Origin of the sequence: Reichenbachiella sp., assembly GCF_039941815.1 — a bacterium.
Lineage (GTDB): Bacteria > Bacteroidota > Bacteroidia > Cytophagales > Cyclobacteriaceae > Reichenbachiella.
Window position 1 is genome coordinate 147,649 of sequence record NZ_JBDVDW010000027.1, and the last position, 24,454, is coordinate 172,102.

Genomic DNA, 24,454 nt, shown 5'->3' on the forward strand with positions numbered 1-24,454 from the left:
CAAACCCAGATTCTTGAAAAGAATTTGGGTTTGGCTATCGGAATTCGGAACGCCGAAGGATCACCGAAAGTAATCCTGACAAGGTCACTTAAGAACGGAAAGTCAGCACCTCGTGCTGACTTTTTTATTTTATAGCCGAATGACTTTTCATGGATCACTCCGTATCTGGGGGTTTACCATGACATCCCATTTAGGCCCAGATTTTTCCCAGACTAAATAGCATCAGAAACATTGCAGCCAGTGCAAATGAAACAATTTGCAACATAAATGGCGTACTTATTTTGTTATCTCGAATAGAAGGGTTGAATTTCCAGGACCTCAACTTTTCTTTTGGCTGCAGAACCGTAGTGACACCTAAAAGGGCCCAAATCCCAAAACCAATTGTAATTACAAAAAACAAATAAGAAAATGAGATGGTTATTTTATCCCAGCAAGTTTCAAACTTTAAACCTTCCACTTTTTTTACAAATGTTACGCTAAATCCTAAAAACGTGGTTGAAAGCGTTATTAGTAGTTTTGAGGTGTTAGTCACATGGTCAAAGCCTTTCTCTAATTCATCCATTGGAAAAGGGAGGCCATTCATCAAAAGGGTATACAGGACAAGCTTTGTTTTTTCCCTTATCCACACTCGTTTCAGTTAAGACTTTAAGGCCTTTTTCTTGAGCATAAATTAGGGTTTCTCGTAATATTTTCAAAAGACTTGCAACAGCTTCAGGATATTTGTCATCTTCAATTTTGCTAAAGCTCATATCTACAAGTTGATCTATTCTATCGGCAGAATCTCTGCTAACTCCAAAGCCAGCTAAGAAAGCAGACTGATAAAAAGCGCACGTGCACCTGATTTTGCTTGATCTATTTCCATATTGGTCGCCGTTTTAATGCTTACATTTCTCTATTATAAAGACTCAAGTTGCCCATAATTTAATTAGTATGCAATACCCAAAAATGGTAAATTGGTTATTGTTAATGATGGATTGCATTTCTTTTTAGAGAAACTTATGTCAAAAAAGTTTCTCATAATGTTCTCATTCTATCGTAGAAAGTAATTGGAAATTAACAGAGACAACACTTCTACAAAGAGTTTAATTTACACTCACTTGCTTTAGGAATTCGGAACGTACAAGGATCGCTCGATAGGGTACTATTTATGTACATGGTTAGCATTTGTTCCTTTTCTTCAAATATTCTATTACTATTCCAAGTTGCCCTAAATGATAAATATCGTGGTGAAGCATTCCATTAATTACAAATTGGTATTCATAATCGCCTTTGAAATCTGTATCATAATATAGCTCATTCAAGAATTCATCATTTTTGGATTTTAATAAATCAATCAATTCTGATAAAGTTCTATCATATTCTGATTTAATATTATCCCAACCTATAGTTTTGAGCTTATCATTATCCAACCAATTTTCCACACAATCATCAGTTTTACTTCCTTTTCCAGTTTGGATTTTTAAAATTGTCTCTTGCCTCCAAAATGTCAAATGAGAAATTATTTCCGCTACACTGTGTAGACTTTCAATGGGTCTTAAAAAAACCCAGTTTTCATCTACTTGATTCAATTTACTATCAAAAGTGCTACCTATCCATAATTTCCCATTCTGGACTGACTCTAACTGCTGAATAATATTTTCAATAAGGTATTTCATTCTAGTTAATGCTAACCTCTGTATCAAGAGTGGCGTATGGTTTAGTTTAAGTTTCGGCTAAAAGATAGCCAATTCTCTGATTTGGGCTATTCCTTTTTGATTCCATACTGCTAATCAGAAATGGCAGCAACTGGAAGCATATGCTAAACCAATATTTTTTGCAACTGAGATACCTTATTTTAATACTCGTGTATTGTTGATAAGTAAATGTATGGATCTACTGCCCTTTTGAATAAACACCTATGTCCCAAATTTTAATGCATATGTCACATTGCTTTGTTTGAGCAGGTAGATCTGTTTCAATTTTAGTATTTTCATACTTTTATTAACTAAGGTTGCAGCGGTAATAGTAGTTTTTAATCTCCTCTCGAATGAATCCCATGTCTAGCCCCCAGTGCTTTTACCTTTCTCCTCATGTTTCCATTTTAGACAAAATATGGAGTAAAGGAACTTCATTAATCTTCATTCTTTTTTTATTTGTGAGAAGTCTCAGTGCATCAGCATATACCATATCACAAACCTCCGGGCAGATATCGGATACCAGTCGAGTCATTCAATTGCTGGAGCTACATGAAGCGATGATAGCAACAAAACCCGAAGTCGCCAAAGCATATGCGCAGGCAGCACTCGAACTAGCTACGGCCATCGATTTTTATCATGGACAAATAAATAGTCAGCTCGCTATTGGATATCTAAATCATAAAAAAGCGAACTATGATAGTGCACTACACTACTTTGACATGGCATTTTCGTTAGCATCTGATCATCAATATCATAAAAAGGTCTTAGAAGCGCTTTCTTCAAAAGGTAAGACACTTAGATCCATGAGCCAATGGGAAGGCGCTCTTACTGTTTTCAAACAAGCCCTTAAACTATCGCAAAGTGAAAAGAATGCAATCTGGCAGGCGAAAACTCACAACAACTTAGGCAATATTTATTTGGATAAACATGATTTTCTAGCTGCACTAGATCACTATCAAAAAAGCAGGGAATTATATGAAGAGCATTCTCTAGAACTCGCCATGGTATTGAGAAATATAGGATTGGTATATTATAGAACCGATGACTACAGAAAGTCATTTGAATATTGTCAGCAGGCTTTGGAATTGTCAGATCAACACTCGGATTTATCTCTAAAATCTCACATTCTCCAACTCATGGGCATCGTACAACGAGCATTGGGTAATTTTGATCAGGTGCTGCCCTACTATCTGGAGTCTCTGAGGATCGTAGAATCACTTAATGAAACTAGAAAAACATCTCAGCTTCAATCAAATATTGGTAATTTTTATTTCGACTTAAAAGATTATCGTTCTGCCATGCAGTACTATCTCAAAGCGTTAGAGGTACAAATACAAACTGATAACAAAACGGACCAGTGCTATACGTTGGTTGCCATCGGCAATACACATATGCAGTTGAATGAAATAGAACTTGCTAAAAAGCGTACACATGAAGCGCAGATTTTAGCTAAAAAAATAGGTATTCCATTGATTTACATGGATGCCTCTGAGATTCTAAGTGAAATCTACGCCCATCAAAATGATTATAAAAGTGCGCTCCATTACTATGTTGAATTCAAAAATATCAGTGATAGCCTTTTCAATGAACAGAAAACCGGACAGCTCGCAGAAATGGCCGCTCGTTTTGAAAGTCAGCAAAAAGAAAAAGAAATCAACCTGCTCAGTGCTCAAAATGAAATTAATCAACTCAAGATAACTAAAGGGGAAAATCTGAGAAACTATCTCACCTTAGTTTCTCTCTTTGTAATAATCATAGCACTCATACTCTACAGCAGGTATAAAATTAAGACCAAAGCCAATAAGAAATTAGAAGAGCTTGATGAAATAAAGACACATTTTTTTACTAATGTTTCGCATGAGTTTAGAACTCCGCTTACACTTATACTAGGCCCTTTGGAACGCCTTATTCATAAAGAATCGCATGGTAGTAAGAAGGTGCTCTATAAAATGATGCACAACAATGCGGCGAGACTGCTGGAATTGGTCAACCAGCTCCTTGATCTATCCAAGTTAGACGCAGGGAGCATGAAGCTGAATCTATCCAAAGCAAATATCAATACATTTATTGCCTCCCTGTCTCATTCTTTTTGGTCGCTTGCTGAACAGAAAGAAATAAACTTAAACATTGAGATATCTCAAGAAGAATCCATTATCTCATTTGATCGGGATAAGTTGCATAAGGTAATTTATAATTTGCTATCAAACGCGATCAAGTTTACCCCAAAGGGTGGCCAAGTATCTATAACTGCTGGTCAGCTAGGCGAAGATTACCAAATTGTAGTTGCTGACAATGGCATTGGAATCCCTAAAAACAAAATCAAACAATTATTCGAACGTTTCAGCCAAGTAAATTTGGATCATTCTATCGGCGGGACTGGCATTGGATTAGCGTTGACTAAAGAACTAGTTGCTCTACACCAGGGAAACATTGAGGTTGACAGCGAAGAAAACATTGGAACCAGCTTCAAGGTGACCGTTCCCATATGGGATCAGGCAGTGGTAGAATCAAAGACCATCACTTCGATAGCAGAAACCATTACTCTGAAAAATCCTGACTCCGACACCCTCAATCAGAAATGTTTTAGCGTTGAGCGCGAGTCTATTTTAGTGGTCGATGACAATAATGATGTAAGGCGCTATGTAAAAAGCATTTTTCAGGACGAGTACGATTTGTTTGAAGCTATGAATGGCAAAGAAGGCCTAACAATAGCACATGAGAAATTACCCGATTTAATAGTTTCTGATCTAATGATGCCAGAAATGAATGGTATCGAGTTTTGTCAAAAAATAAAAACCGATGAGTTGACCAGTCACATCCCTGTCATCTTATTGACCGCCAAGGCTGATCTGGATAGCAAAATACTGGGGTTAAAAACGGGAGCAGATGATTATGTACTAAAACCGTTTAAAGAGGAGGAACTCAAAGTCCGTGCACTCAATTTGATAACTCAAAGAAAAACACTGCGTGAGAGGTTTGGTGACATGATCTTCCTTGAGCCATCTTCCATTAGTATTACTCCTCCAGACAAGGAGTTCATAGAAAAAGTACAGACTATTGTAGAACAAAACATCTCAAATCTTGACTTTACGGTAGAACAATTTCAACGAGAAGCAGGCATGAGTAGAATGCAATTGCATAGAAAACTTAAAGCGCTAGTCAATAGCTCGGCTAGTGAATTTATTCGGAATCAGCGACTGAAAAGGGCCTCACAGTTATTAGAATCTGAAGCTTTGAATATATCGGAGGTTGCATATGCCTCAGGCTTTAACAACGTTTCCTACTTCGCAAAATGCTTCAGAGAAAAATTTGCATTACCCCCATCAGAATATGTGGCCAATCCAGAAAAATGGGTTTCCAATCAAAGGAACAGCTGATCCCTTTCTTAGCTTTTCGTAATCAGACCATCAAGAGTAGTTTTCTTTTTCTGCGCTCAAAGTCCATTGATTAATCTAAATCATGATTGGACAATACTAACCTTTTGTTTAAAAATAGCCCTAAATGGTCACAATAGGCCATGTTACATAGTTTATGAAGTTTGGGATATAGCTGTTTACGATTTGAGCTGCGGCCTCATAATTTTAACTCTTTAGCCTCAAGGTCAGTTTCGATGAACTGACTGCAAGGCTACATCTTATTCTTCCTCAATAATCCAATTGATAAATAGGGAAATGAACTGCGCGAAAAAAATAAACAAACGAATCAAAAATCAAATGCTATGAAAAGTTTACTGTTACAGCTAGTGCTAGTCATGTTTGCCAGTCTGCAGGCTTATGGCCAAAATCAACCACCTGAATCCATCACTCTTGTAAACAACACATTCGATGAAGGACTTGGAGTCAATCATACTTTTTCTTTTTTGAAAGCCGGCGATCCAGATGTAAATCCAACCGTACCTGGTAGGTACTTCTATTTTTCATTGGTAGCAGGTCCTGGTTCAGATGACAATGCGCTATTTAATACTATTTATTCCAGCATCAGTAATTCCACCTTTGTACGAACTTCGACCAACGTACTTCGTGGCACTTACCACATTCGACTGAGGGTAGAAGACGATTTTAACGCCTCTTATGAACAAGCTTTTACTATTCATGTAATCGGCAATGACCCTCCTACTGACATTACGCTTACCAAAAATACAATTATCGAAGGAGCTCCTATTAATACTACAATAGGTATATTAAGTTCGATTGATGTGGATAATGAAGGCGCCTTCTTTTACAATTTGGTTTCTGGCCCTGGCGATACAGATAATGCCGCATTTACTATCAATGGTCAGCAATTGATTTCCAATCAAATCTTTGATTTTGATGTACAAAATATATTTAGCATCAGAGTCAGCACACTAGACAGCAAGGGACATACCTTTGAAAAACCTATGTCTATATTAATAATAGACAATAATGCGCCAACAGACATCTTTTTGAATAGTTATGAAATTGATGAAGACAACCCGATCGGAACAATTGTTGGAATTTTGTACTCAGAAGATCAGGAAACGACTAACCAAAATAGCTTTACTTATTCGTTTGCAGCCGGTCCGGGAGATGATGATAACAACTCTTTTCAATTTGGAGCAACTGACGGTATCCTTACATCCAACGCTATTTTTGATGGACATGTCAAAAGCACTTATAGCATCCGTATCCGATCTACCGACCCTGATGGACTATTTTTTGAAAAGGCCATGATTATCCACGTGATACCCAATGACCCTCCCACAGATATTACTATTTCCAGGGACTTCATGGATGAAAATGAAGCTATCGGAACCAATATTGGTATACTTTCAAGTATTGACGAAAAGACCCTGAACCAAGCTTCCACATTTAGCTATTCCCTAGTTTCGGGAGTAGGTAGCGACAATAATACCTCATTTCAAATTATTGGTCGACAGCTAAAATCCACAGAGGTTTTTAACGCCTCTTTAAAAAATACCTATAGCATTAGGGTGCAATCCATGGACCCCGAAGGTTTAACATACCAAAAAATTATTACCATCAACATTCGATCCAACACTGCACCTACTGACATTCTTCTGAGCAGTAACTCCATATTGGAAAATCAACCCGTCAATACTTTGGTTGGTCGACTCAAAACAGAAGACGCAGATGCCCATCAAGTGGCAGATCATTTGGCATTTGATTATTTTCTGGTGTCAGGGCCTGGAGACACCGACAACGACAAATTTGTTATTTCCAATACCCTATTTCGCACCAATCAAATCTTTGACTACGACGTACAAAATACTTTTAGTGTTAGAATTAGAACACAAGATCCGAATGGTCTATTTTTCGAGCGACAAGTCACCATTCAAGCTTATGAGACGGAAGGTCCTAGTAATATTACTCTAGGAAATTATGGGGAAATAGAGGAAAATCAACCCATTAATACACTAGTTGGTAACCTATCTACAAGTGATCCTACCTCAGGAGAAACACATACCTATATGCTTGTTGCAGGAGAAGGTGACAACGATAACAGCTCATTCAACCTACTCGGCAATCAACTAAGGTCCAGTTCAGTCTTCAATTTTGACATAAAATCAGAGTATCGTATCAGAGTACGTACGACCAACTCTTCTAACTATGTATTTGAAAATATTTTGGTTATAAGCATCCTAGATTACGGACGACCGACTGATATATTGATTACACCTAATACAGTAGATGAAAACCTACCACCGAATACACTAATCGGAACGGTGAGTGCAGCCACTCAGGACGCCAATGAAACGTTTACCTACAGCTTGGTTCCTCTGCTCAATTCTGCTAATGCTTATTTCAAACTGATAAACAACCAATTGTATACCACTGAAACCATCCTGGATGAAGAAATAACAACTGTGCCACGGGTTGGTATTAAGGTAATCAACAGCAGCGGGATTTATCTAACCAAGAATGTCATAGTGTTTGTACAAGATACGGAATCCCCTACTGATCTGCTGATTACCAAACAATACGTGTATGAAGGACTTGCCGCAAACACGGTGGTCGGTACTTTGGCCGCTATTGATCCAAATGCCAACACCTCATTTGTTTACTCTCTAGTGTCAGGCTTGGGAGACACAGGTAATAGTGCATTTAACATCCAGGGGCAAGACCTTCGTATCAATGCGCCATTGGATATGGCAGCCCAAAGCTCATACTCCGTAAGGGTGCGAGTAGAAAACAATATTCAAGGTTCCTTTGAGAAAGTATTTACCCTTGCGGTATTAGCACCACCCAACAACCCTCCAACCATAAGCAGTGCTATTCCTAATCAAATGGCCACCGAAGATCAGGCCTTTAGTTTTCAATTTTCAAGTGGTACATTTAGCGATGCAGACGCAGATGATGTACTCACATATAGTGTAGTAGAAGCAGGCGAGTCTTCCATTATAGGATGGACGTCCTTTGATCCGTTTACACGCACAATTAGTGGGACGCCAGCTAATCATCACGTCGGTACGATTAGCATCCAAGTGACTGCTGATGATGGCAAGGGTGGTTCCGTAATGGAAGCATTTGATATTGAAGTAGTCAATACCAACGACACGCCAACAGTACTCAATGCCATTCCTGATCAATCGGCCACTGAGGATCAAGCCTTTAGTTTTCAGTTTGCATTAAACACATTCGATGATCAAGACTTAGGAGATGTACTAACCTATTCGGCAAATGAGTCTGGAGAACCACAGCTATCAGGCTGGCTGAGTTTTGACGCCACCACCAGAACTCTCAACGGTACCCCCAACAATGATCATGTGGGAGTGATTTCGATCCAAGTAACTGCTGCTGATGGAAATGGAGGAAGTGTCACAGATGAATTTGATCTGGAGATTGTGAACACTAATGATCCACCAGTAGTCATTCAAGAGATTCAACAACAATTCGCAAGTGCCACGGAGGCTTTTAACTTTCAATTTTCGCAAAGCACCTTTAGTGATCCTGACCTTGGTGATCAACTAAGCTATGATATTCAGCAAATTGGAGATGCCAACTTGCTAGGTTGGATCACCTTCGATGCTGTCACAAGAACTTTCAGTGGTACGCCATCACTTGCGCAAGTGGGTACTATCAGTATCCAACTGACTGCCAATGATGGCAACGGGGGAATGATCTCCCAGACATTCGACATAGAAGTCAACATGAATAATTCACCTCAGATAGCCCAGCAGATCCCAGATCAAAGCACTCCTGAGGATGCCTTATACACATATCAAATTCCTGATCAGACTTTTGTAGACCCTGACAATGATGAACTAATCTATAGCGCAGGCATAGTTCCCAACGGTTTGAACGATAATAGTACACTGCCCGATTGGTTGACTTTCAATAGTGTCAACGGTACGCTCATTGGTACTCCTTCCTATGAAAGCATCGGTAGTCTGATCCTTAGAATCACAGCTAATGATCAAAAGGGAGGGCTCGTTGTTGATCAATTTACCCTCACTATAACAGCTGTTAACGATGCACCTGTGGTGGTCAATGCTATTGCTGATCAAGTGGCAATGGAAGACACACCCTATTCCTTTGAATTTCTGACAACTGTCTTCCTAGATGAGGAGAATGATGTGCTCATCTATAGTGCAACTTTAGCCGATGGCTCCCCACTCCCTGAATGGCTAGATTTTTCATCCAACACCAGAACCTTTCAAGGCACACCTACCCAAACTGATATAGGCAACTTTAGTATCGTACTTGAAGCCAATGATGGAAATGGTGGCAAAGTGGTTGACAGTTTTGACTTAGAGGTACTCAATGTCAACGACCCTCCGGTTTCAACAAATTCAATCCCAAGTCAGCAAGCAACTGAAGGTTTGCTATTTAGCTTTCAGTTTGATAAAGCTCTTTTTACCGATGAAGATGATGATCTGCTGAGCTATAGTGCATCATTGAAAGATGATACAAAATTACCCCAGTGGCTTCGTTTTCTACCAGACAGCCGCACGCTTGAAGGAACCCCATCAGAATCAGATGTAGCCTCTATTGTTGTGACAATAACCGCAAGTGACGGAAACGGTGGCTCAGCTTCATTAGCATTTGATCTCAAAGTTTTACAAAGTGAAGTATTGATGATAGCACAAAATCCTAGACTCATAGTATATCCTGTACCAGCTCAACATCAATTAAACATTGGCCTAAATAGTACACAACAGAAAGACATAAGATCCATTGAGGTATATTCAATTACCGGCGAACGAATAAGGGAGGTAAGGATAACTGACTTATCTATTTCACCTATCTCTTTGGATCTTTTTCAACTAACAGAAGGGCAATATTTTATTAAGTGCCAGTTCACAGGCTATACCCTAAACCAACGCTTTAGAAAGAAATAAAACGGGTAACAATCAAATGCTCTACCGGTCTAATAACCTGTAGACACAACAACAGCAGCGGATAAATACTTCCGCTGCTTTATTTAAAATTCCCCGGTTCAATTCATCAACTTATAAAAAATGACAACAATGGCAAGAGCACACCTATTTGAATTTGGCGACCAACGATGGTTTCCCTCCAGGCTCAGAAACTACGCGACAGATTTTCTACAGGCATTAGCAAATTTCACCAAAATGTATCAGCCTATTCTACCGATTCTAGACAATGCACTAAAGGAAAGTAATACCAACCAAATCATTGATCTTGGTTCGGGAGGTGGTGGTGGATTGATTTGGTTGAATCAAGAATTGAAAAAAAATGTGCCTGAACTAAAATTTCTTTTGACAGACTATTATCCAAACCTCAAGGCTTTTGAGCACACAAAAAAACAATCAGACAACTTTGATTTTATTCGTGAATCCGTTGATGCAAGGAATGTCTCCGCTAAGTGGAAAGGACTAAGAACGTTATTTTTATCCTTTCATCATTTTAGGCCTCTTGATGCCAAACGCATCTTGCAAAATGCTGTAGATTCGAATAGTTCAATTGCGATATTTGAGGCTCAGGAACGGAGTTTTTCGAGTTTGCTGGCCATGCTTTTCTCTCCACTGACTGTCTTAGTAATCACTCCAATGATTCGGCCTTTTAGTATTATGAGGATAGTTTTCACCTACTTGGCTCCCATCCTGCCGATTACTATTTGGTGGGATGGTATAGTTTCTTCTCTGAGAACTTATTCTATTGATGAAATGAATAAATTAGTCCAAGATTTGGATCGAAGCGCAGACTATCGATGGGATATCGGAAGAGTAAAATCAGGGCCAGGGGTAATACTATATTTAATTGGAATAAAGTCACATAATAACGGAAGTGATCACTAAACCCACAAGCCATTGCGATTTTCAACATCGTGTCGATAGAATATTGTAAACTATGCCGGGCTTTTTCTAAGCGGATTTTGGATAAGTAAGTCAAAGGAGAAAACCCAAACACCTCCGTAAACAGACGGTGCAAATAATACTTACTAAGGCCAATTTCACTGTTAAGTACATCCAATGTGATTGGCCCTGCCAGGTTATCATTTAAGTATTCCTTCGCTCGAGGGATCAGTCTGAATAACTCTTCTTTTGTAGCGTGCTTAACAATTTTGAGTGATGCAAATTGCGAATCAATGATGGCTTGTTCTTTAACCATCATCTCAGTCATTGTTATCAACAAATGATCAATTTGCTCTCTGAAGTCAAATGGATCTTGCACATAGAGTTGGACCATATGTAGGCTTCCCCAGAATAGAACTGTTTAGTTTTCTAAAACTTCAATTGCCTCTTACAATTCATTGACTATCAATCCAATAAAAAAATGTGATTGAATCATGACAAAGTCACTTAAGAATGAAAAGTCAGCAGGTATGCTGACTTTTTTATTTAGACTACGAAACGCCGAAGGATCACTACAAAAAACTTTTGATTGTCATGATAGACAATTGGGCATGATGGACAAAAGCTAAAAGAGGAGCTTTAAGAAAAAGACCCCCTCATAAAAATCTCAGCGGACTATTGTTAAGAATAAGCTGGTTGTCAGCCAATAAACATAAGGACTCCTGAGAGCAGTTATTCTTCTATCAAACCAACGTACAGTCCTTTAGCCAATCTCCTGTCATTACTTCAATTTTTCGAATAAGTAACTGAACCCATTTTTCATTCCGACATAGGCCTCTTCAGCTTCACTGGAAATTTTTTTAATTTCCTCATGAGCTGAGGAATATGTTTCATTCCATTTTTCCTGACTTGTAGATTTGATCTCGTCTAGCCTGAGTGCGACCTTATCTCTCTTATCTGACAGAAACCGAATCTTGGATTCATAAGATTCTATTGCAGATTTTTCAACCTTGCTTTTCTCATTCTTGAGGAAGCTTAGCCTCTCATCCAGCGTATCAGCAATTTTTTTGATGCGTTTTTCGTACTCATTCTTATTTTTCGATTCTTTTATGTCCTGTATATTCATTGTTCGTTGTTTTAAATTTTCTATTATTATATGAGATAGGCAGAGAATTATTCAATCACTATATTGACCTTATTCACTTTACCCTTCTCGATGGGACCTGTTTGTACTCCCTGTCCATTGTTGTTCTTATCATCTTTTCTTACATCGATGAAGTATACAATCTGCTCCAGGTCTTTGAATTTGACTCTACCTTTTTCATCAGTTTCGCCTGCCATGACAGCATTTTGATTTGAGCGATAGTCATCTATAGATGTATATAAGGTGACTGCGGCTCCTTCGGTAAAATTGCCCAAGCCGTCGATTACAGTCACTTTGAGCTTGGTAGAGAATAATTGCGAGTAGCCTTTTGATGAGATCATGAGAAGAGCTGCTGACAATAATACTGATACGATTATCTTAGTTTTCATTAAATATAAATTTGAAGTTTAGTAACAATTTAATTGCTGCCATTTTTCATGGCCTGGAGATTTCCATTTCCGAAAGTTTTTCACCTCCTTTAATACCAAAATCCAGCGTGCGTATTGGAAATGGAATGGTAATGTCATTTTCATCAAAGGCCTTCTTTATGGCAATTATCGCTTCACTCTTGGCTCTTAAAAAACCTGGCTGGTCCGGGTATTCCACCCAAAACATCACCTGGAAATTTATGGAGCTGCTGCCAAATTCACTAAAGTATAAATTGACGTCTCTCCCTTTCAAAAGAAAGGGCAAATCACCAATAGCCTTTTCAGTAACAGCTTGTACTTTTTCCAAATCGTCTGCATATGAAACTCCAAGTTCCAGCTCTATACGCCGATCATTGGTTTTTGTATAGTTTGTGAGCGGTTTCTGGAAAACGTCCCTATTTGGGATAATCACATTCAAACCTTCAAAGGTCCGAAGAATGGTCACCCGAAGGTTAATATCTTCAACCTTACCGAGATAATCATTCGTTTCAATTATGTCTCCGACCTTTATGGGCTGCCGAAAAGCCATAAGGATTCCAGATATGAAATTGGCAGCTATGTCCTGAAAAGCAAATCCCAGAGCCAGGCCAAGGATTCCTGCACCAGCCAGGAGTGAGGTAATTGTTCGTTCCAGCTGGAGCACATTCAAGGCTATGACTAATCCAATGCCAATGGTTAGGATGTGAATTAGCGTTGTAAACAGACTATTGACTGCAGCTCTATTCGAAAACCTATTCAAGACATTGTTTGTCAGACTCCTGGTGAACCGTGCTACGAAAAAGAAAGCTATCAAGACGATCACAGCCACGACTAAATTGGGAAGCATGATGGCCAATGACTCTAGCCAAGTTTCAATCTTATTAAGTGCAAGGCCTATTCCTTCGTTAATATTAAAGTTCATTTCATGATTTGTTGATATTGAACCATTTGTTTAGTTTCTTCAGGACAGAGTACATTTACTGCTCATCTCCTATTCCTTCCAGAGTGGTTTTGATGTCTTTTTTTAGATTATTGAATTCACCTTCGATATCTTTCAGTGTACTGTTAACATCAGATTTGACATCTTCCCAATTATCCTGAGTAGCATTTTTTGTCTTTCTAAATGACTTTCTAACGTCATTCTTTTTTTCTTCCAAATCTGATTTTGCTTTTTCAAGATTTCTCTCAATTGGACCTTCATTGATATTGAGTTTGTCTTCCAGGTCCTCAATGGCGTCGCTGATATCAGATTCAATTTGCTCTAGTTTCTGTACCATTTCTTTCTTCTGCTGTTCAAATTCGGCGGCTAACTTGTCGCTTTTTTTGTTGGAGCAAGCTGCCAACACAAGTACGGTTATAAATAGGATTAAGCTTTTCATCAGAATTTCTGAACGGTCGTATTTCATGTAGATTTTTTTATTGTTTTCCCATTTAAATGGAAAAAGCGTGCCATTGCGTCAGGAAGCAATTATTGCCTGGAATAGCCTTGAGGACGTGGCAGTGTGTCAACACCTGTTGAATTATTTCTACACCTTTACGAGCACAGCGACCCTCAGATTATCTTTTTCTATTGGAATGATTTTTCCATATATATGAGGCAAAAACGATTAGTTATGTTCAATTCAGGAAATGTTCGAGACCGCACCATTAAGATTCAGCCAAAGATTAAACTCTACCGCAGAAAGCTTAAGTCAGGGTTTCCTCTACAGGATTTCTATCAGGAGGGAAATGGCATTAAGACGATCTTACAAAAAGTAGGAAGACTTACGGACATCAAAGGGATTTTCGTAATTATAAACAGAAAGAACCAGCCGATAATATTAGGGGAATCCCAGTCCATTCTGGCCGATGCCCAAAAACTTGTCAGGGGAGTCAGAGTGAAAGACCAGATCGCGTTGGAAAAAATTGCTGAACTCTACGGGTTTTCTACTGTTCTGGCAGGACAGACGTACATCCGGACTATGAAGATTAACTGGCTGGAAATAACCAATAAGGTTGAGAGAATTGCGCTCAAAAGAGCGTTGGAATCAACTTCACTTTTTACCATCTAAATTTTACAATTATGCTTTCATGGACTGTTACTTTTATCATTATAGCAATAATCGCAGGTGTACTCGGTTTTACCCGTATTGCCAGAGGAGCTGCGGGTATCGCAAGAATATTCTTTTTCATCTTTGTTGTACTATTACTTGTGTCTTTAGTATCTGATGTATTTGGGTAAAATAAATGTATTTTAGTTAACACATAACTCCGGTAGCTTTAAGCTATCGGTTTTTTTATGCGCTTTAGATAATAAGTCACATGCTTATCACAATCTTGATTGTACTTTCAATCCTTGCCATAATTTCCACTTTGGCTCCATTAATCAAGGTGGATCACTGGTCTGTCAAAGCTTTCGACTTTCCATTTGTTCAACTAACCATTTTTACGCTGTTCACGATAGCAGCCTGGACATTTGTGCCCCATATTACAACTCCCCTGTTTATTCTACTAGCATTCTTAACCCTCGCAGCATGTTTTCGACTGTGGGTGATCTTCCCTTATCTAAAACTAGCGCCCAAAAAGGTCCCGAATGCATTTGCCGGGGATCGTTTAAAAGTGCTATCGGCAAACGTGCTGATGTACAACGAAAACCATGAAGGCTTTTTGAAGGTGATTACTGAGAAAGATCCGGATATTTTGCTGGTTGTGGAGGCCGATCAAAAGTGGCTTGATGCAATCAGTGAGTCCATGAACCAAATGTTTGCCTACAATCTTCTTCATCCGCTGGACAATACGTACGGAATGCTTCTGTTTTCAAAACTCAAGTTGAAGAATCCGGAAGTGCGTTTTTTAGTGGAGGACAACGTACCCTCATTCAGTGTCATCTTTACGCTTCAAAATGGCCAGGATGTTCAATTTTTTGGATTACATCCAAAACCCCCGGCTCCATCAGAAAATGAAACTTCCACCCCGCGTGACGCTGAGCTTATTTTGGTCGGGAGGGAATCAAGAACCGGAGATTTGCCTGTAATCGTTGCCGGTGACATGAATGATGTCGCGTGGTCTCATACCTCGAGGCTCTTTATCAGAATAAGCGGGCTGCTCGACCCTCGTATGGGTAGAGGGTTTTTCAACACGTATCACGCGAAATATCCCTTTCTAAGATGGCCTTTGGATCATATTTTTATCAGCCATCATTTCAAGGTTTTGAAAATAGAACTTCTCAACAATTTTGACTCGGATCATTTTCCTATTTATGTAGAGCTGACTTTTGACCCTTCGATTGCAGCGAGAAGCAATACGGAAAAGCCCGACCAGGCGGATAGAAATGAAGCTGCGGATAAACTGAACCAGGTCAGATAGTGGTATGATAGGGCGGTCGTCTATTTCGAAAAAGCCGTTAGCATCCAGTGGTTTTTCTCTATTTGCTTCACAAATCCTTTGATGAGATCTTCTGTACCGCTATCTCCTTTGTCGATTGCCTCCTCGATGGAGTTGAACATGAACTCTAACAAGATTTCATAATCCTTCAGTATTTCCTGCACCATTTCCATGGCCGTGAGGTCAGTGCCCGATTCTTTGATTTCACTTGTTTCCAGATAGTCTCTCATCGTACTAAGTGGAGTTTGTCCAAAAACCCTAATTCGTTCTGCAATTTCATCAATTGCTTTTTTCGCAAAATTGTACTGATCCTCAAATCTTTCATGAATTTCGAAAAAATCTCCCCCTCTTACATTCCAATGGAAATTTCTCAGCTTCTGATAATGCACACTGTAGTTGGCGAGAAGCCTATTCAATCCTTCTACAATTTCTGCAGTTTCTAATTTTGTATACCCCAATTTGGTATACATCCTGGTGGTCGTTTTCTTTAATTTTACTATTTCATCGTTCATATTTCTGCTTTTTTAGTTTTGATTACTCTTATGGTTATTGTAGAAAAAAGAGTACCAAAGTGTGAAGCAGGCTGTGACGGAGATCGAGAGCAATCTGGTGTGTGAGGAGGTCAACAGATGTAGAACGATTTCTACAACAACTAGGGCATTGACCTCAAATTTCTGATGGATTATATGGGAAATGTGATCATAAAGGTCGTTCCTTTTCCTACCTCGCTTTCTACTTTTATCCTTCCCTTATGACTATTAATGATATTTTGGACAGTGGTTAGACCCAATCCCGTCCCTTCTTTTTTCCCAGTAAAGAAAGGTTCGAAAAGATCATTCATATTTTCTTTGGAAATGCCCTTGCCGTTGTCCTGAATTTGAAGCGTAAGCCGCTCATCATCAAAGGTACTACTAACAAACAACCGGCCGACCTCCGGCTTCATTGCCTCGATGGCATTAATGAATAGGTTGAGCAGGGCGATTTTTATCTGATCACTGTCAAGCATAAGGGCAGGAAGTTTCTCATCCAGGGATTTTTTGAGTTCCATGCTTTGTAGCTTGAGTCTGTCTTTCACCAGATCCAATGCTTCCTCCACAAGCTGATTCATTGATTGCTTTTTGAGCTGCAGTTCTTTAGGCTTTGAAGAGTTGAGCAGATCGGTGATTAGTTTTCCAATCCTGTCTGCATTGCGACTGATAATATTAAAATAAAGCTCTGCGTCCTCTACCTGCTCAGGCACTTCATCTTTCAACTGCTCAAGGGCGAGTGTAAGATTTGTGAGCGGGTTGCGAACCTCATGAGCAATCGTGCGCGCAATTTTACCGGTCATTGAAAGCTTTTCTGCCTGAATCATCTCCCGATCCGCCTGCTTCCTTTTGGTCATGTCTCGGATGACACCAATAAAGGTTTGCTCATTGTCCTCATTTCGAATAGAAGCGCAGTTTACAATACATGCTTTCTTTTCTCCCTCCCGATGCACGAGCTCTACTTCGAGTTCGTCTGTTGTTCCCTTGTCCAACAAAACCTTTCGCATCAATTTGTAGTCTTCCCGATCAGAAAAGAGCTGTCGAAAATTCATACAGACCAATTCGTCATCCGCATAGTTGAACAACCGTTGGAAGGATGGGTTGGTGTCCAGTATCTGAAAATTTTCATCCACATGGAAAATGGGATCGATGGATTCTTCGAAAAGTCGCTGATACTTTCGCTCATTGGCCACTGTCTCTAGTAACGCCCCTTTCAGGTCTGATATATCCTGAAAGTTCACGGTAAGGCCATCTCCAAGTTTCACAACCGATACCCTAAACCACTTATCGGTTTTTCCGCTGGAATAGTGTTGTTCAAAGGTGTCAAAATTTCTGGTCTCAACTACTTCCACATACTTATCAAAAAGTCCCGCCTCTTTATTAGCCGGTAAGATTTCGAGCAATCTTGACCCCAGTAATTCTTCTGACTTTTTCCCGGTAATCTCTTCCGCTACATCGTTGACGAAAAGCCATTCAAAATCGATGATTTCTTTTTTGTCATTTCTGATGGATTTAAAAGTCATAATGCCATTGAATGCACTATCCAATATGCTTTTGAGCAATCCCTCGGTTGTGCTTGTTCCTTTATCTTTAAATTCCTCCAGCATTAAAATTCAATGTTGTAAGCTTTCAGCTTATTGTACAGCGTTTTCCTATCCACATCCAGTATTTGGGCTGTTTTAGACTTATTATTGTTGGTTCTTTCGAGTACCTCCAGGATGGCGCGCTTCTCGGCTTCTTCAGCCACTTCTCTGAGGGTACCCGGTATCGGTCCATGAAAAGAAACTTCTATTGACCCCTCCTTAGCAACCGCATTGTCAGTAATCTCGGGAGGAAGACATGAAGCATCAATGTGGGTCGATTGACAAAGCAGTACAGAGCGCTTCACAACATTGCGAAGCTCGCGAAAATTCCCATGCCAGTAGTAGTTCTTCAATATTTGCATGCAATCGTCATCGAAACCTTTCACCTTTTTGTTCAGTTGCTGATTGGATGATTCTAAAAAATGAGCTGCAAAGTGCGAAATATCTTCTGTCCTTTCCCTGATCGGTGACAGCTCAATTCTGAATTCGTTCAATCGATGATAAATGTCCTCCCTGAATTCCCCCGTATCGATCGTTTCCTTGAGGTTTTCATTGGTAGCCACAAGGATTCTGATATCAACAGGAATATCTTTGGTTCCGCCCACTTTTTTGATGACACGTTCCTGGAGAACTCTCAGGAGTTTGATCTGATTTTCGTACGTCAGATTCCCAATTTCATCTAGAAAAAGCGTTCCCCCATTGGCCAGTTCAAAGCTTCCTTTTTTATCATTCAACGCTCCGGTGAAAGCGCCTTTTACATGACCGAACAATTCACTACCTGCCAGCTCTTTAGGTAATGCTCCGCAGTCCACAGCAACAAATGGCTGATCGGCTCTTTTACTTTTGTTGTGAATGCATTTGGCAACATATTCCTTGCCGGTACCGGTTTCTCCTAAAATGATCACGGACATGTCCGTAGGTGCGATCAGGTCAATATGCTTTTGTACCGTCTGAGAGGGTTGGCTGGGGCCAATAACGAACTCCATATTGGATACACCGGCTGCTTTGTTTGATTTTTCTTCTTTTTTTCTCGTGCCTTGTTCTAATGCATCTTGTACAGTCACCAGAATTTCGTCCGGATACAAGGGTTTTGTCACGTAGTCATACGCCCCCTTCTTCAGTGCCTCTACTGCCACCTTTACATCGGAGTATCCTGTAATTATAATCACCTGAGTTTTTGGATTGATTATCTTCACTTTTTTCAAAATTTCCAAACCGGTGTAATCAGGCAATTTGAAGTCACAGATGACGAGATTTGTCTCATGTGCTTTCAAATGCCTTATGGCTGCTTCTCCATCGGACACAGCTTCTACCTCAAATCCTTTCTTTGTGAAGAACTTCTTCAGCAAAAGACAGATATCGGCTTCGTCGTCTACTATCAGGATTTTTTTCATCTTATGATTTCATTGCGTGTACCGCTTCTATAACCTGGCGTTTTGTAAATGGCTTTTTTATAAAAAGATCTACCTCCATCTCTTTGGCCCGCTTCATTTCCTGGACTCCGTCATGGGCACTGATCACTATAATTTTGGCCTTGTCGCTTTTTTGCCTAATGTCCTCAATCAGATCAAATCCTGTACCATCCGGCAGGTTGAGGTCCAAAAAACAAAGTCCAAATTCATTTGAAGCGATCTGGTTTCTGGCAGCTTCAATCCGTGCTTCGAATACCACTTCCAGTCCTTCGTTGATCAGAAACTTCGAAACCATCATTCCAATATCTTCTTCATCATCAACAATCAACACTTTCATGCAAAGGATTTCTGGTGTGTAATTTTTCTACAAGTTAAGTGATTAACCTGTTACAAGCAATCAAAGAACCCTATCGACTACCTTTTGAAACTTGGCACTATTATTAGCATATCATGCTGTTATTAGCATTAACTTATCATTTAACCATGGGGACTTCAACAAATAAAAAAACAGGATTCGGTACGGCTCCTGTATTTCTTACAGCCATATCTACAATTTTAGGGGCCATATTGTTTCTACGATTTGGGTTTGTCGTAGGAAGTGTTGGGTTCCTCGGTGCTCTGGCCATTATTGGCATCAGCCATTTAGTCACCATTCCTACGGCCATGGCTATCGCCGAAATAGCCACAAACGAAAAGGTAGAAGGAGGCGGTGAGTACTACATTATTTCACGTTCATTTGGTTTAAACATAGGAGCTGCAATAGGAGTAGCTCTTTTTCTGTCGCAGGCTATCAGCGTGGCTTTCTATGTCATTGCCTTTTCTGAGGCTTTCAAACCCGTACTTGGTTTCTTGAATGCCACATACGATATGGGGCTGAACGATATCCGTATCGTGAGCATCCCTGCCCTGGTACTTCTTGGTATTTTGATGCTTACTAAAGGTGCCGATGTGGGCGTAAAAGCCCTGTACGTGGTAGCCGGAATCCTGATCCTCTCGATTATCATGTTTTTTCTCGGTTCACCCATTGATGACCCAGCCAATACCAGCAATGGACTGTTTGATAAAATTCAGGGAGGAGATGGCTTCTTTATTGTTTTCGCCATTTGTTTTCCGGCATTTACAGGTATGACAGCAGGGGTCGGTCTTTCCGGTGATCTGAAAGACCCAAGAAAGTCTATTCCTTTAGGGACACTGGCAGCTACTCTTATTGGCATGGTGATTTATATGTTTCTCGCCTACAAATTTTCTGTTTCGGCTAAACCTGAAGATCTGGTCAATGACCAGCTAATTATGTCAAGAATCGCACTGTGGGGGCCAATTATTCCAATTGGCCTGGCTTGTGCTACGGTGTCATCTGCTCTGGGTTCAATCCTTGTGGCTCCCAGGACTTTACAAGCGCTCGCCGCTGACAAAATTTTTCCTAACACCTCGGTCAACAATTTTTTATCTACCGGAAAGGGCCCCAAGAAAGAACCAATGAATGCCACTATAGCTAGCCTTGGTATTGCATTCGTCTTTGTTGCACTGGGCAATGTCGATATGGTAGCCAGAGTGATCTCCATGTTTTTCATGGTGACCTATGGTGCACTATGTCTTATTTCATTCTTGCAGCATTTTTCAGGAGATCCCTCCTATCGTCCATCGTTTAGGTCTAGATGGTATATCTCGTTGCTTGGGGCGGTCTTATGCATTTTTCTTATGTTTAAGATGCAGCCACTTTACGCCATCCTGTCTATATTATTCATGGTACTGTTATATGTGGGAATATCTAGTCATTTAGGAGGCAAACAGGGAATAGCCAAAATTTTTCAGGGGTTCATTTTTCAACTAAGTAGGCGTCTGCAGACTTTCCTACAAAAAGCAGATAAAGAGGCTATTGATAGCTGGAGGCCATCTGTAATTTGCATTTCTGAGGATTCCTTTGAAAGGACCTATCCTTTCGAATTGATGAAGTGGATCTCCTATCAGTATGGTTTTGGCACCTACCTTCATTTTGTAAACGGATACGTTTCAAAGGAATCATTGGCAGGGGCAGATAAGGTTCGCAAGGATCTGATCAAACGAGCAGGGATAACTAACAGTAATGTCTATATAGATACTTTGATCTCTCCATCGCAAACAACCGCAATAGCGCAATCAATTCAGCTACCAAGTGTATCAGGAAAGGATTTTAATACCTATTTATTTGAATTTTTTAGAGATGATGAAGGTTGCGGAAAAGATATTATTGAAAATCTTCCATTAGTGAAAGCTGCTGGGTTTGACCTGTGTATTTTGTCAAGTTCGGAAAGAGGTTTTGGTTTCAATGCTCAGATCCATATCTGGATCACACAAAATGATATTGACAATGCTTCACTTATGATCTTGCTATCCTATGTAATTGCCGGACACCCTGACTGGAAAAAGGCACAAATAAAAATATTTGCCATCTTCCCAGAGGATGAAATTGAAGAAGAAAATACTCGGATCCTGGAGCTGATAGAAGAAGGAAGGTTACCAATCACCAAGAGAAATGTCGAACTTATCGCAAGTAAAAAGGGTGTTAGTGATAAAGAAATAATAAAGGAAAAGTCAAAAGAGGCAGATCTATCAATTATTGGGTTTAGAGCAGAAGGGATCAAACAGCTCGGAAAGGAGATCTTTGAAGGGTATAATGGATTAGGGAACATCCTCTTTGTCAATTCAATTAATGAGAAAGAGATTGCCTGAGTTTTATGTTAAAGATTAAATACGCGAAAATTAGAAATTTCATTAAAGCGATAAAGTATACAAAGAGTAACTGCAGCTCCTTCTTTGATTGAGGTTAGCTCAACAAATGTCAAAAGTAAATGCTGAGCAATAATAATCAATGACTAGCATTCACAGATTTAGACAACCTATTTTTGATTTGAGCAAAATACCTAGATTTTAAATGCCCTTCTTTTTAGAAACATTCTCTACCATTACTGGTATATTCGATTCTCTTACCATTCTTTCAGCCAGGCTCCCTTCAATAAACCCCGAGAATTTAGATTTCTCATAGGTTTTCATCAAGATCAAGTCGGCATCGATTTTCTTGGCTACACGCTGGATGCCTTCAATTTCACTTGAGTGGTGCCTGATGTGAGTGGTGTAGTTATTAATATTATTAATTTTCGCAATAGCACGTACTTTCTGTTCCACCTCTTCAGTGGTGATTATCTCAGTAGTAATAATATTAACAAAATGAAGGGCGGCTCCTTGCTCTTGCAAAAACCTACTAAGCTCAAAAATTCGATCTGGAATGGCCTTTCCCAGATCGGTTGCTATTAATATATTATCGAATACAATCTCTTCATGGTCTGACACCGCAATTACAGGCACATCTGCATTTCTTATAATCCCTTCGGTATCATTACCGACAAAAAATTCAAGAAAGCTTCGAGAACCATCAGTCCCAGTCACAACAAGGTCGACATCCACTTTTTTTGACATCTCGTCCAGCAACATTGTAAATGAACCGGAGGTTGTGTGGGTAATTCCTTGCATAGCTTTAGTCACAAATTCATCCAAGACCTTTCGGAGATCTACAGAAGCTTTGTTCACCTGCTTTTCTAGTTGTAGATGGTGTAATGTGTTCGTACTGTCTAGCATTGCGTCTTTCTTATGAAGGGGCACTTGAGACTCCTTGGGCTTAACGTTTTGAACAAGATGAATTCTACTTTTGAATCGAAGCGCTAGGCTACATGCTGCTTTCAGACCTATCTTGGACTCAGGACTAAAGTCGTACGGTACCAGTATATTTTGAATTGATTTCATCTATTTATTTTTCAGTTGTCAGCGGTTTCAATCCAAGATCGGACCGCCGAAGCAGGAGCTACCATGAGATAATCATTCCTTTGAGCGCAAATTATTCTAGAGTTGATTTTATGAAATTGAAACCGGAAAATTCTTCCTCTACTTTTGTTTTAGAAAATTTTCAACCATGCTATAAGGTGAGTTATTTGGGACAATGATGATCTCAGTTCTTCGATTTAAAGATTTTACCGAACTGGATTTGTTTGAGGTTATGGGATCATACTTGCTTTTTGCAGAGGCGGTAATAATTGCAGGCTCGATACCGTTTTTAACTAACTCCCTAACGACCACTAATGCCCTTTCCGAACTCAATTCCCAATTATCCTTTTCTTCCGAGGCGTATGACTGATTGTCTGTGTGCCCTATCACCCAAAGACCAAATCCATCATCATTCGCAAGTAGGGACTTTGCAATACTCTTGATCACTTCTTGTCCACGAGCACTTAGCTTGCTACTCCCAACGTCAAATACGAATTCTTCCTTTAGAGCTATCACAAGTTCCTTTTCCCTTTCTTCGACTTCCCAATCAGAACTTCTAAGCTTATTGATAAGTTCTTTACGCTGTGCTCGTTCGTCATTTTGCCCTTTTATAAGCCTTTCCAAGGAGTCCAGCTTTTGAGATTTAACTACCAGCTCATCCTTTTGATCGTATATGACTTCGTCTTTCTTAAACTTGACGTCAGATAACTTGTACTCTTGAAAGGAGCTGTCTACACTTAGTCTTGCAATTTCCTGTAGCGCAGAATCATATTTTTTTTGACTGACACATCCTGTCATCAAAAACAGAGCAGTTGCTATAATTCCGAGGAATAAGGCATCCCTCAATTGTTCGGCTATTTTCAGATATTTTGGAAATGTTTGTGGTATCATTTTCATAGTTTTCTTCTTTTGAAAATACATCATGAAAAAACCGATCCAGAATTAAATTCATTGTAAAGTCAAGCAGAAGGATGCTTGAGGATAGAAAAATGGCGAATTTAGTACGCAACTGTAGAAATTTCCCTACAATCGAATTTGGAAATAGTACCTATACAATTGTATTTAGAGGTAATCAAGGACATCCCATACCGTTATTGTATAGAATATCAACAGCTTAATTTTAGGTTATAGTGACTCTCCATTCAAACTAAAAATAGCCACTCGGCTGAGTGGCTATTGAAAAATGTATTCTTAAAAAAAGATAGTGAGCGGAGTGCTTCTATCCATAGCTGCTAATTGTATTGAAAAGACCTCATATTACTATTTTCGGGTTTCTAACCTCTCAGAAAACCTATAGGAAAAATATCAG

General features: G+C 39.6%; 19 protein-coding genes. 7 read left to right on the forward strand and 12 right to left on the reverse strand.

All coding sequences use genetic code 11. From position 1 onward, the window contains the following. Positions 1-554: 554 nt before the first annotated feature. Together ABJF11_RS06485 and ABJF11_RS06490 are read right to left on the reverse strand one after the other, a co-directional pair. A complete protein-coding gene (locus ABJF11_RS06485; RefSeq protein ID WP_348118882.1) occupies positions 555-749 on the reverse strand; it encodes a hypothetical protein in 195 nt (64 codons plus the stop codon). 408 nt (positions 750-1,157) lie between these two features. Beyond that, positions 1,158-1,655, reverse strand: coding sequence for a DinB family protein (locus ABJF11_RS06490; protein WP_348118883.1), 498 nt, complete (start codon positions 1,653-1,655; stop codon positions 1,158-1,160). Positions 1,656-2,134: 479 nt separating this feature from the next. Between ABJF11_RS06490 and ABJF11_RS06495 the strand changes: the two genes are divergently transcribed. From ABJF11_RS06495 to ABJF11_RS06505, 3 genes are all read left to right on the forward strand, one after another. Continuing rightward, positions 2,135-5,053 (forward strand): tetratricopeptide repeat protein, encoded by a 2,919-nt coding sequence (locus ABJF11_RS06495; RefSeq protein ID WP_348118884.1) that lies wholly within the window; start codon positions 2,135-2,137, stop codon positions 5,051-5,053. A 341-nt stretch (positions 5,054-5,394) separates the two neighbouring features. Further along, complete coding sequence (locus tag ABJF11_RS06500) at positions 5,395-9,996, forward strand: putative Ig domain-containing protein (protein WP_348118885.1); 4,602 nt, start codon at positions 5,395-5,397, stop codon at positions 9,994-9,996. Positions 9,997-10,125: 129 nt separating this feature from the next. Further along, complete coding sequence (locus ABJF11_RS06505; protein WP_348118886.1) at positions 10,126-10,917, forward strand: hypothetical protein; 792 nt, start codon at positions 10,126-10,128, stop codon at positions 10,915-10,917. Between the two features lie 778 nt (positions 10,918-11,695). On the opposite strand, the gene ABJF11_RS06510 is transcribed toward ABJF11_RS06505, so the two are convergent. Genes ABJF11_RS06510 through ABJF11_RS06525 form a run of 4 tightly spaced genes read right to left on the reverse strand, consistent with a single transcriptional unit; the run spans position 11,696 to position 13,871 of the window. Continuing rightward, positions 11,696-12,040, reverse strand: a complete 345-nt coding sequence (locus tag ABJF11_RS06510; protein ID WP_348118887.1) for a hypothetical protein — start codon at positions 12,038-12,040, stop codon at positions 11,696-11,698. A gap of 47 nt (positions 12,041-12,087) precedes the next feature. Then, entirely contained in the window at positions 12,088-12,447 is a 360-nt protein-coding gene (locus tag ABJF11_RS06515; RefSeq protein ID WP_348118888.1) for a carboxypeptidase regulatory-like domain-containing protein, read from the reverse strand. Positions 12,448-12,493: 46 nt separating this feature from the next. Continuing rightward, positions 12,494-13,387 carry a mechanosensitive ion channel domain-containing protein gene (locus ABJF11_RS06520; RefSeq protein ID WP_348118890.1) on the reverse strand — a complete coding sequence of 298 codons (894 nt, stop codon included), beginning with the start codon at positions 13,385-13,387 and terminating at the stop codon, positions 12,494-12,496. A 55-nt stretch (positions 13,388-13,442) separates the two neighbouring features. Next, a complete protein-coding gene (locus ABJF11_RS06525; protein WP_348118891.1) occupies positions 13,443-13,871 on the reverse strand; it encodes a hypothetical protein in 429 nt (142 codons plus the stop codon). Positions 13,872-14,078: 207 nt separating this feature from the next. Between ABJF11_RS06525 and ABJF11_RS06530 the strand changes: the two genes are divergently transcribed. The 3 genes from ABJF11_RS06530 (at position 14,079) to ABJF11_RS06540 (ending at position 15,810) form a co-directional block, all read left to right on the forward strand. Beyond that, positions 14,079-14,516: a hypothetical protein gene (locus tag ABJF11_RS06530; RefSeq protein ID WP_348118893.1), complete on the forward strand. Its 438-nt coding sequence runs from the start codon at positions 14,079-14,081 to the stop codon at positions 14,514-14,516. A gap of 11 nt (positions 14,517-14,527) precedes the next feature. After that, on the forward strand, positions 14,528-14,686 hold the full coding sequence (locus tag ABJF11_RS06535; protein WP_348118894.1) for a DUF1328 domain-containing protein: 159 nt from the start codon (positions 14,528-14,530) through the stop codon (positions 14,684-14,686). A gap of 80 nt (positions 14,687-14,766) precedes the next feature. After that, entirely contained in the window at positions 14,767-15,810 is a 1,044-nt protein-coding gene (locus tag ABJF11_RS06540) for an endonuclease/exonuclease/phosphatase family protein (RefSeq protein ID WP_348118895.1), read from the forward strand. A gap of 20 nt (positions 15,811-15,830) precedes the next feature. Here the strand turns inward: ABJF11_RS06540 and ABJF11_RS06545 are convergent, their stop codons facing one another. The 4 genes from ABJF11_RS06545 to ABJF11_RS06560 form a co-directional block, all read right to left on the reverse strand. Further along, positions 15,831-16,340 carry a DNA starvation/stationary phase protection protein gene (locus ABJF11_RS06545; protein WP_348118897.1) on the reverse strand — a complete coding sequence of 170 codons (510 nt, stop codon included), beginning with the start codon at positions 16,338-16,340 and terminating at the stop codon, positions 15,831-15,833. 170 nt (positions 16,341-16,510) lie between these two features. Further along, entirely contained in the window at positions 16,511-17,962 is a 1,452-nt protein-coding gene (locus tag ABJF11_RS06550; RefSeq protein ID WP_348118898.1) for a PAS domain S-box protein, read from the reverse strand. After that, positions 17,962-19,332 (reverse strand): sigma-54 dependent transcriptional regulator, encoded by a 1,371-nt coding sequence (locus ABJF11_RS06555; protein ID WP_348118900.1) that lies wholly within the window; start codon positions 19,330-19,332, stop codon positions 17,962-17,964. The genes ABJF11_RS06550 and ABJF11_RS06555 overlap by 1 nt, the downstream gene beginning before the upstream one ends. Before the next feature lies 1 nt (position 19,333). Then, complete coding sequence (locus ABJF11_RS06560; RefSeq protein WP_348118902.1) at positions 19,334-19,687, reverse strand: response regulator; 354 nt, start codon at positions 19,685-19,687, stop codon at positions 19,334-19,336. A gap of 146 nt (positions 19,688-19,833) precedes the next feature. On the opposite strand from ABJF11_RS06560, the gene ABJF11_RS06565 reads away from it, so the two are divergent. Beyond that, a complete protein-coding gene (locus ABJF11_RS06565; RefSeq protein ID WP_348118903.1) occupies positions 19,834-22,059 on the forward strand; it encodes an amino acid permease in 2,226 nt (741 codons plus the stop codon). Between the two features lie 198 nt (positions 22,060-22,257). On the opposite strand, the gene ABJF11_RS06570 is transcribed toward ABJF11_RS06565, so the two are convergent. Together ABJF11_RS06570 and ABJF11_RS06575 are read right to left on the reverse strand one after the other, a co-directional pair. Further along, positions 22,258-23,127 carry a universal stress protein gene (locus tag ABJF11_RS06570; RefSeq protein WP_348118904.1) on the reverse strand — a complete coding sequence of 290 codons (870 nt, stop codon included), beginning with the start codon at positions 23,125-23,127 and terminating at the stop codon, positions 22,258-22,260. Between the two features lie 138 nt (positions 23,128-23,265). Next, complete coding sequence (locus ABJF11_RS06575; RefSeq protein WP_348118905.1) at positions 23,266-24,036, reverse strand: OmpA family protein; 771 nt, start codon at positions 24,034-24,036, stop codon at positions 23,266-23,268. Between the last annotated feature and the right edge of the window lie 418 nt (positions 24,037-24,454).

Excerpts from the sequence above, each read along its gene's own strand:
- ABJF11_RS06545 (WP_348118897.1), bottom strand. The coding sequence starts at position 16,340 with ATGAACGATGAAATAGTAAAATTAAAGAAAACGACCACCAGGATGTAT.
- ABJF11_RS06555 (WP_348118900.1), bottom strand. The coding sequence starts at position 19,332 with ATGAAAAAAATCCTGATAGTAGACGACGAAGCCGATATCTGTCTTTTG.
- ABJF11_RS06575 (WP_348118905.1), bottom strand. The coding sequence starts at position 24,036 with ATGATACCACAAACATTTCCAAAATATCTGAAAATAGCCGAACAATTG.
- ABJF11_RS06570 (WP_348118904.1), bottom strand. The coding sequence starts at position 23,127 with ATGAAATCAATTCAAAATATACTGGTACCGTACGACTTTAGTCCTGAG.
- ABJF11_RS06515 (WP_348118888.1), bottom strand. The coding sequence starts at position 12,447 with ATGAAAACTAAGATAATCGTATCAGTATTATTGTCAGCAGCTCTTCTC.
- ABJF11_RS06535 (WP_348118894.1), top strand. The coding sequence starts at position 14,528 with ATGCTTTCATGGACTGTTACTTTTATCATTATAGCAATAATCGCAGGT.
- ABJF11_RS06565 (WP_348118903.1), top strand. The coding sequence starts at position 19,834 with ATGGGGACTTCAACAAATAAAAAAACAGGATTCGGTACGGCTCCTGTA.
- ABJF11_RS06520 (WP_348118890.1), bottom strand. The coding sequence starts at position 13,387 with ATGAACTTTAATATTAACGAAGGAATAGGCCTTGCACTTAATAAGATT.
- ABJF11_RS06525 (WP_348118891.1), bottom strand. The coding sequence starts at position 13,871 with ATGAAATACGACCGTTCAGAAATTCTGATGAAAAGCTTAATCCTATTT.
- ABJF11_RS06485 (WP_348118882.1), bottom strand. The coding sequence starts at position 749 with ATGAGCTTTAGCAAAATTGAAGATGACAAATATCCTGAAGCTGTTGCA.
- ABJF11_RS06500 (WP_348118885.1), top strand. The coding sequence starts at position 5,395 with ATGAAAAGTTTACTGTTACAGCTAGTGCTAGTCATGTTTGCCAGTCTG.
- ABJF11_RS06560 (WP_348118902.1), bottom strand. The coding sequence starts at position 19,687 with ATGAAAGTGTTGATTGTTGATGATGAAGAAGATATTGGAATGATGGTT.
- ABJF11_RS06490 (WP_348118883.1), bottom strand. The coding sequence starts at position 1,655 with ATGAAATACCTTATTGAAAATATTATTCAGCAGTTAGAGTCAGTCCAG.
- ABJF11_RS06530 (WP_348118893.1), top strand. The coding sequence starts at position 14,079 with ATGTTCAATTCAGGAAATGTTCGAGACCGCACCATTAAGATTCAGCCA.
- ABJF11_RS06540 (WP_348118895.1), top strand. The coding sequence starts at position 14,767 with ATGCTTATCACAATCTTGATTGTACTTTCAATCCTTGCCATAATTTCC.
- ABJF11_RS06510 (WP_348118887.1), bottom strand. The coding sequence starts at position 12,040 with ATGAATATACAGGACATAAAAGAATCGAAAAATAAGAATGAGTACGAA.
- ABJF11_RS06550 (WP_348118898.1), bottom strand. The coding sequence starts at position 17,962 with ATGCTGGAGGAATTTAAAGATAAAGGAACAAGCACAACCGAGGGATTG.
- ABJF11_RS06505 (WP_348118886.1), top strand. The coding sequence starts at position 10,126 with ATGGCAAGAGCACACCTATTTGAATTTGGCGACCAACGATGGTTTCCC.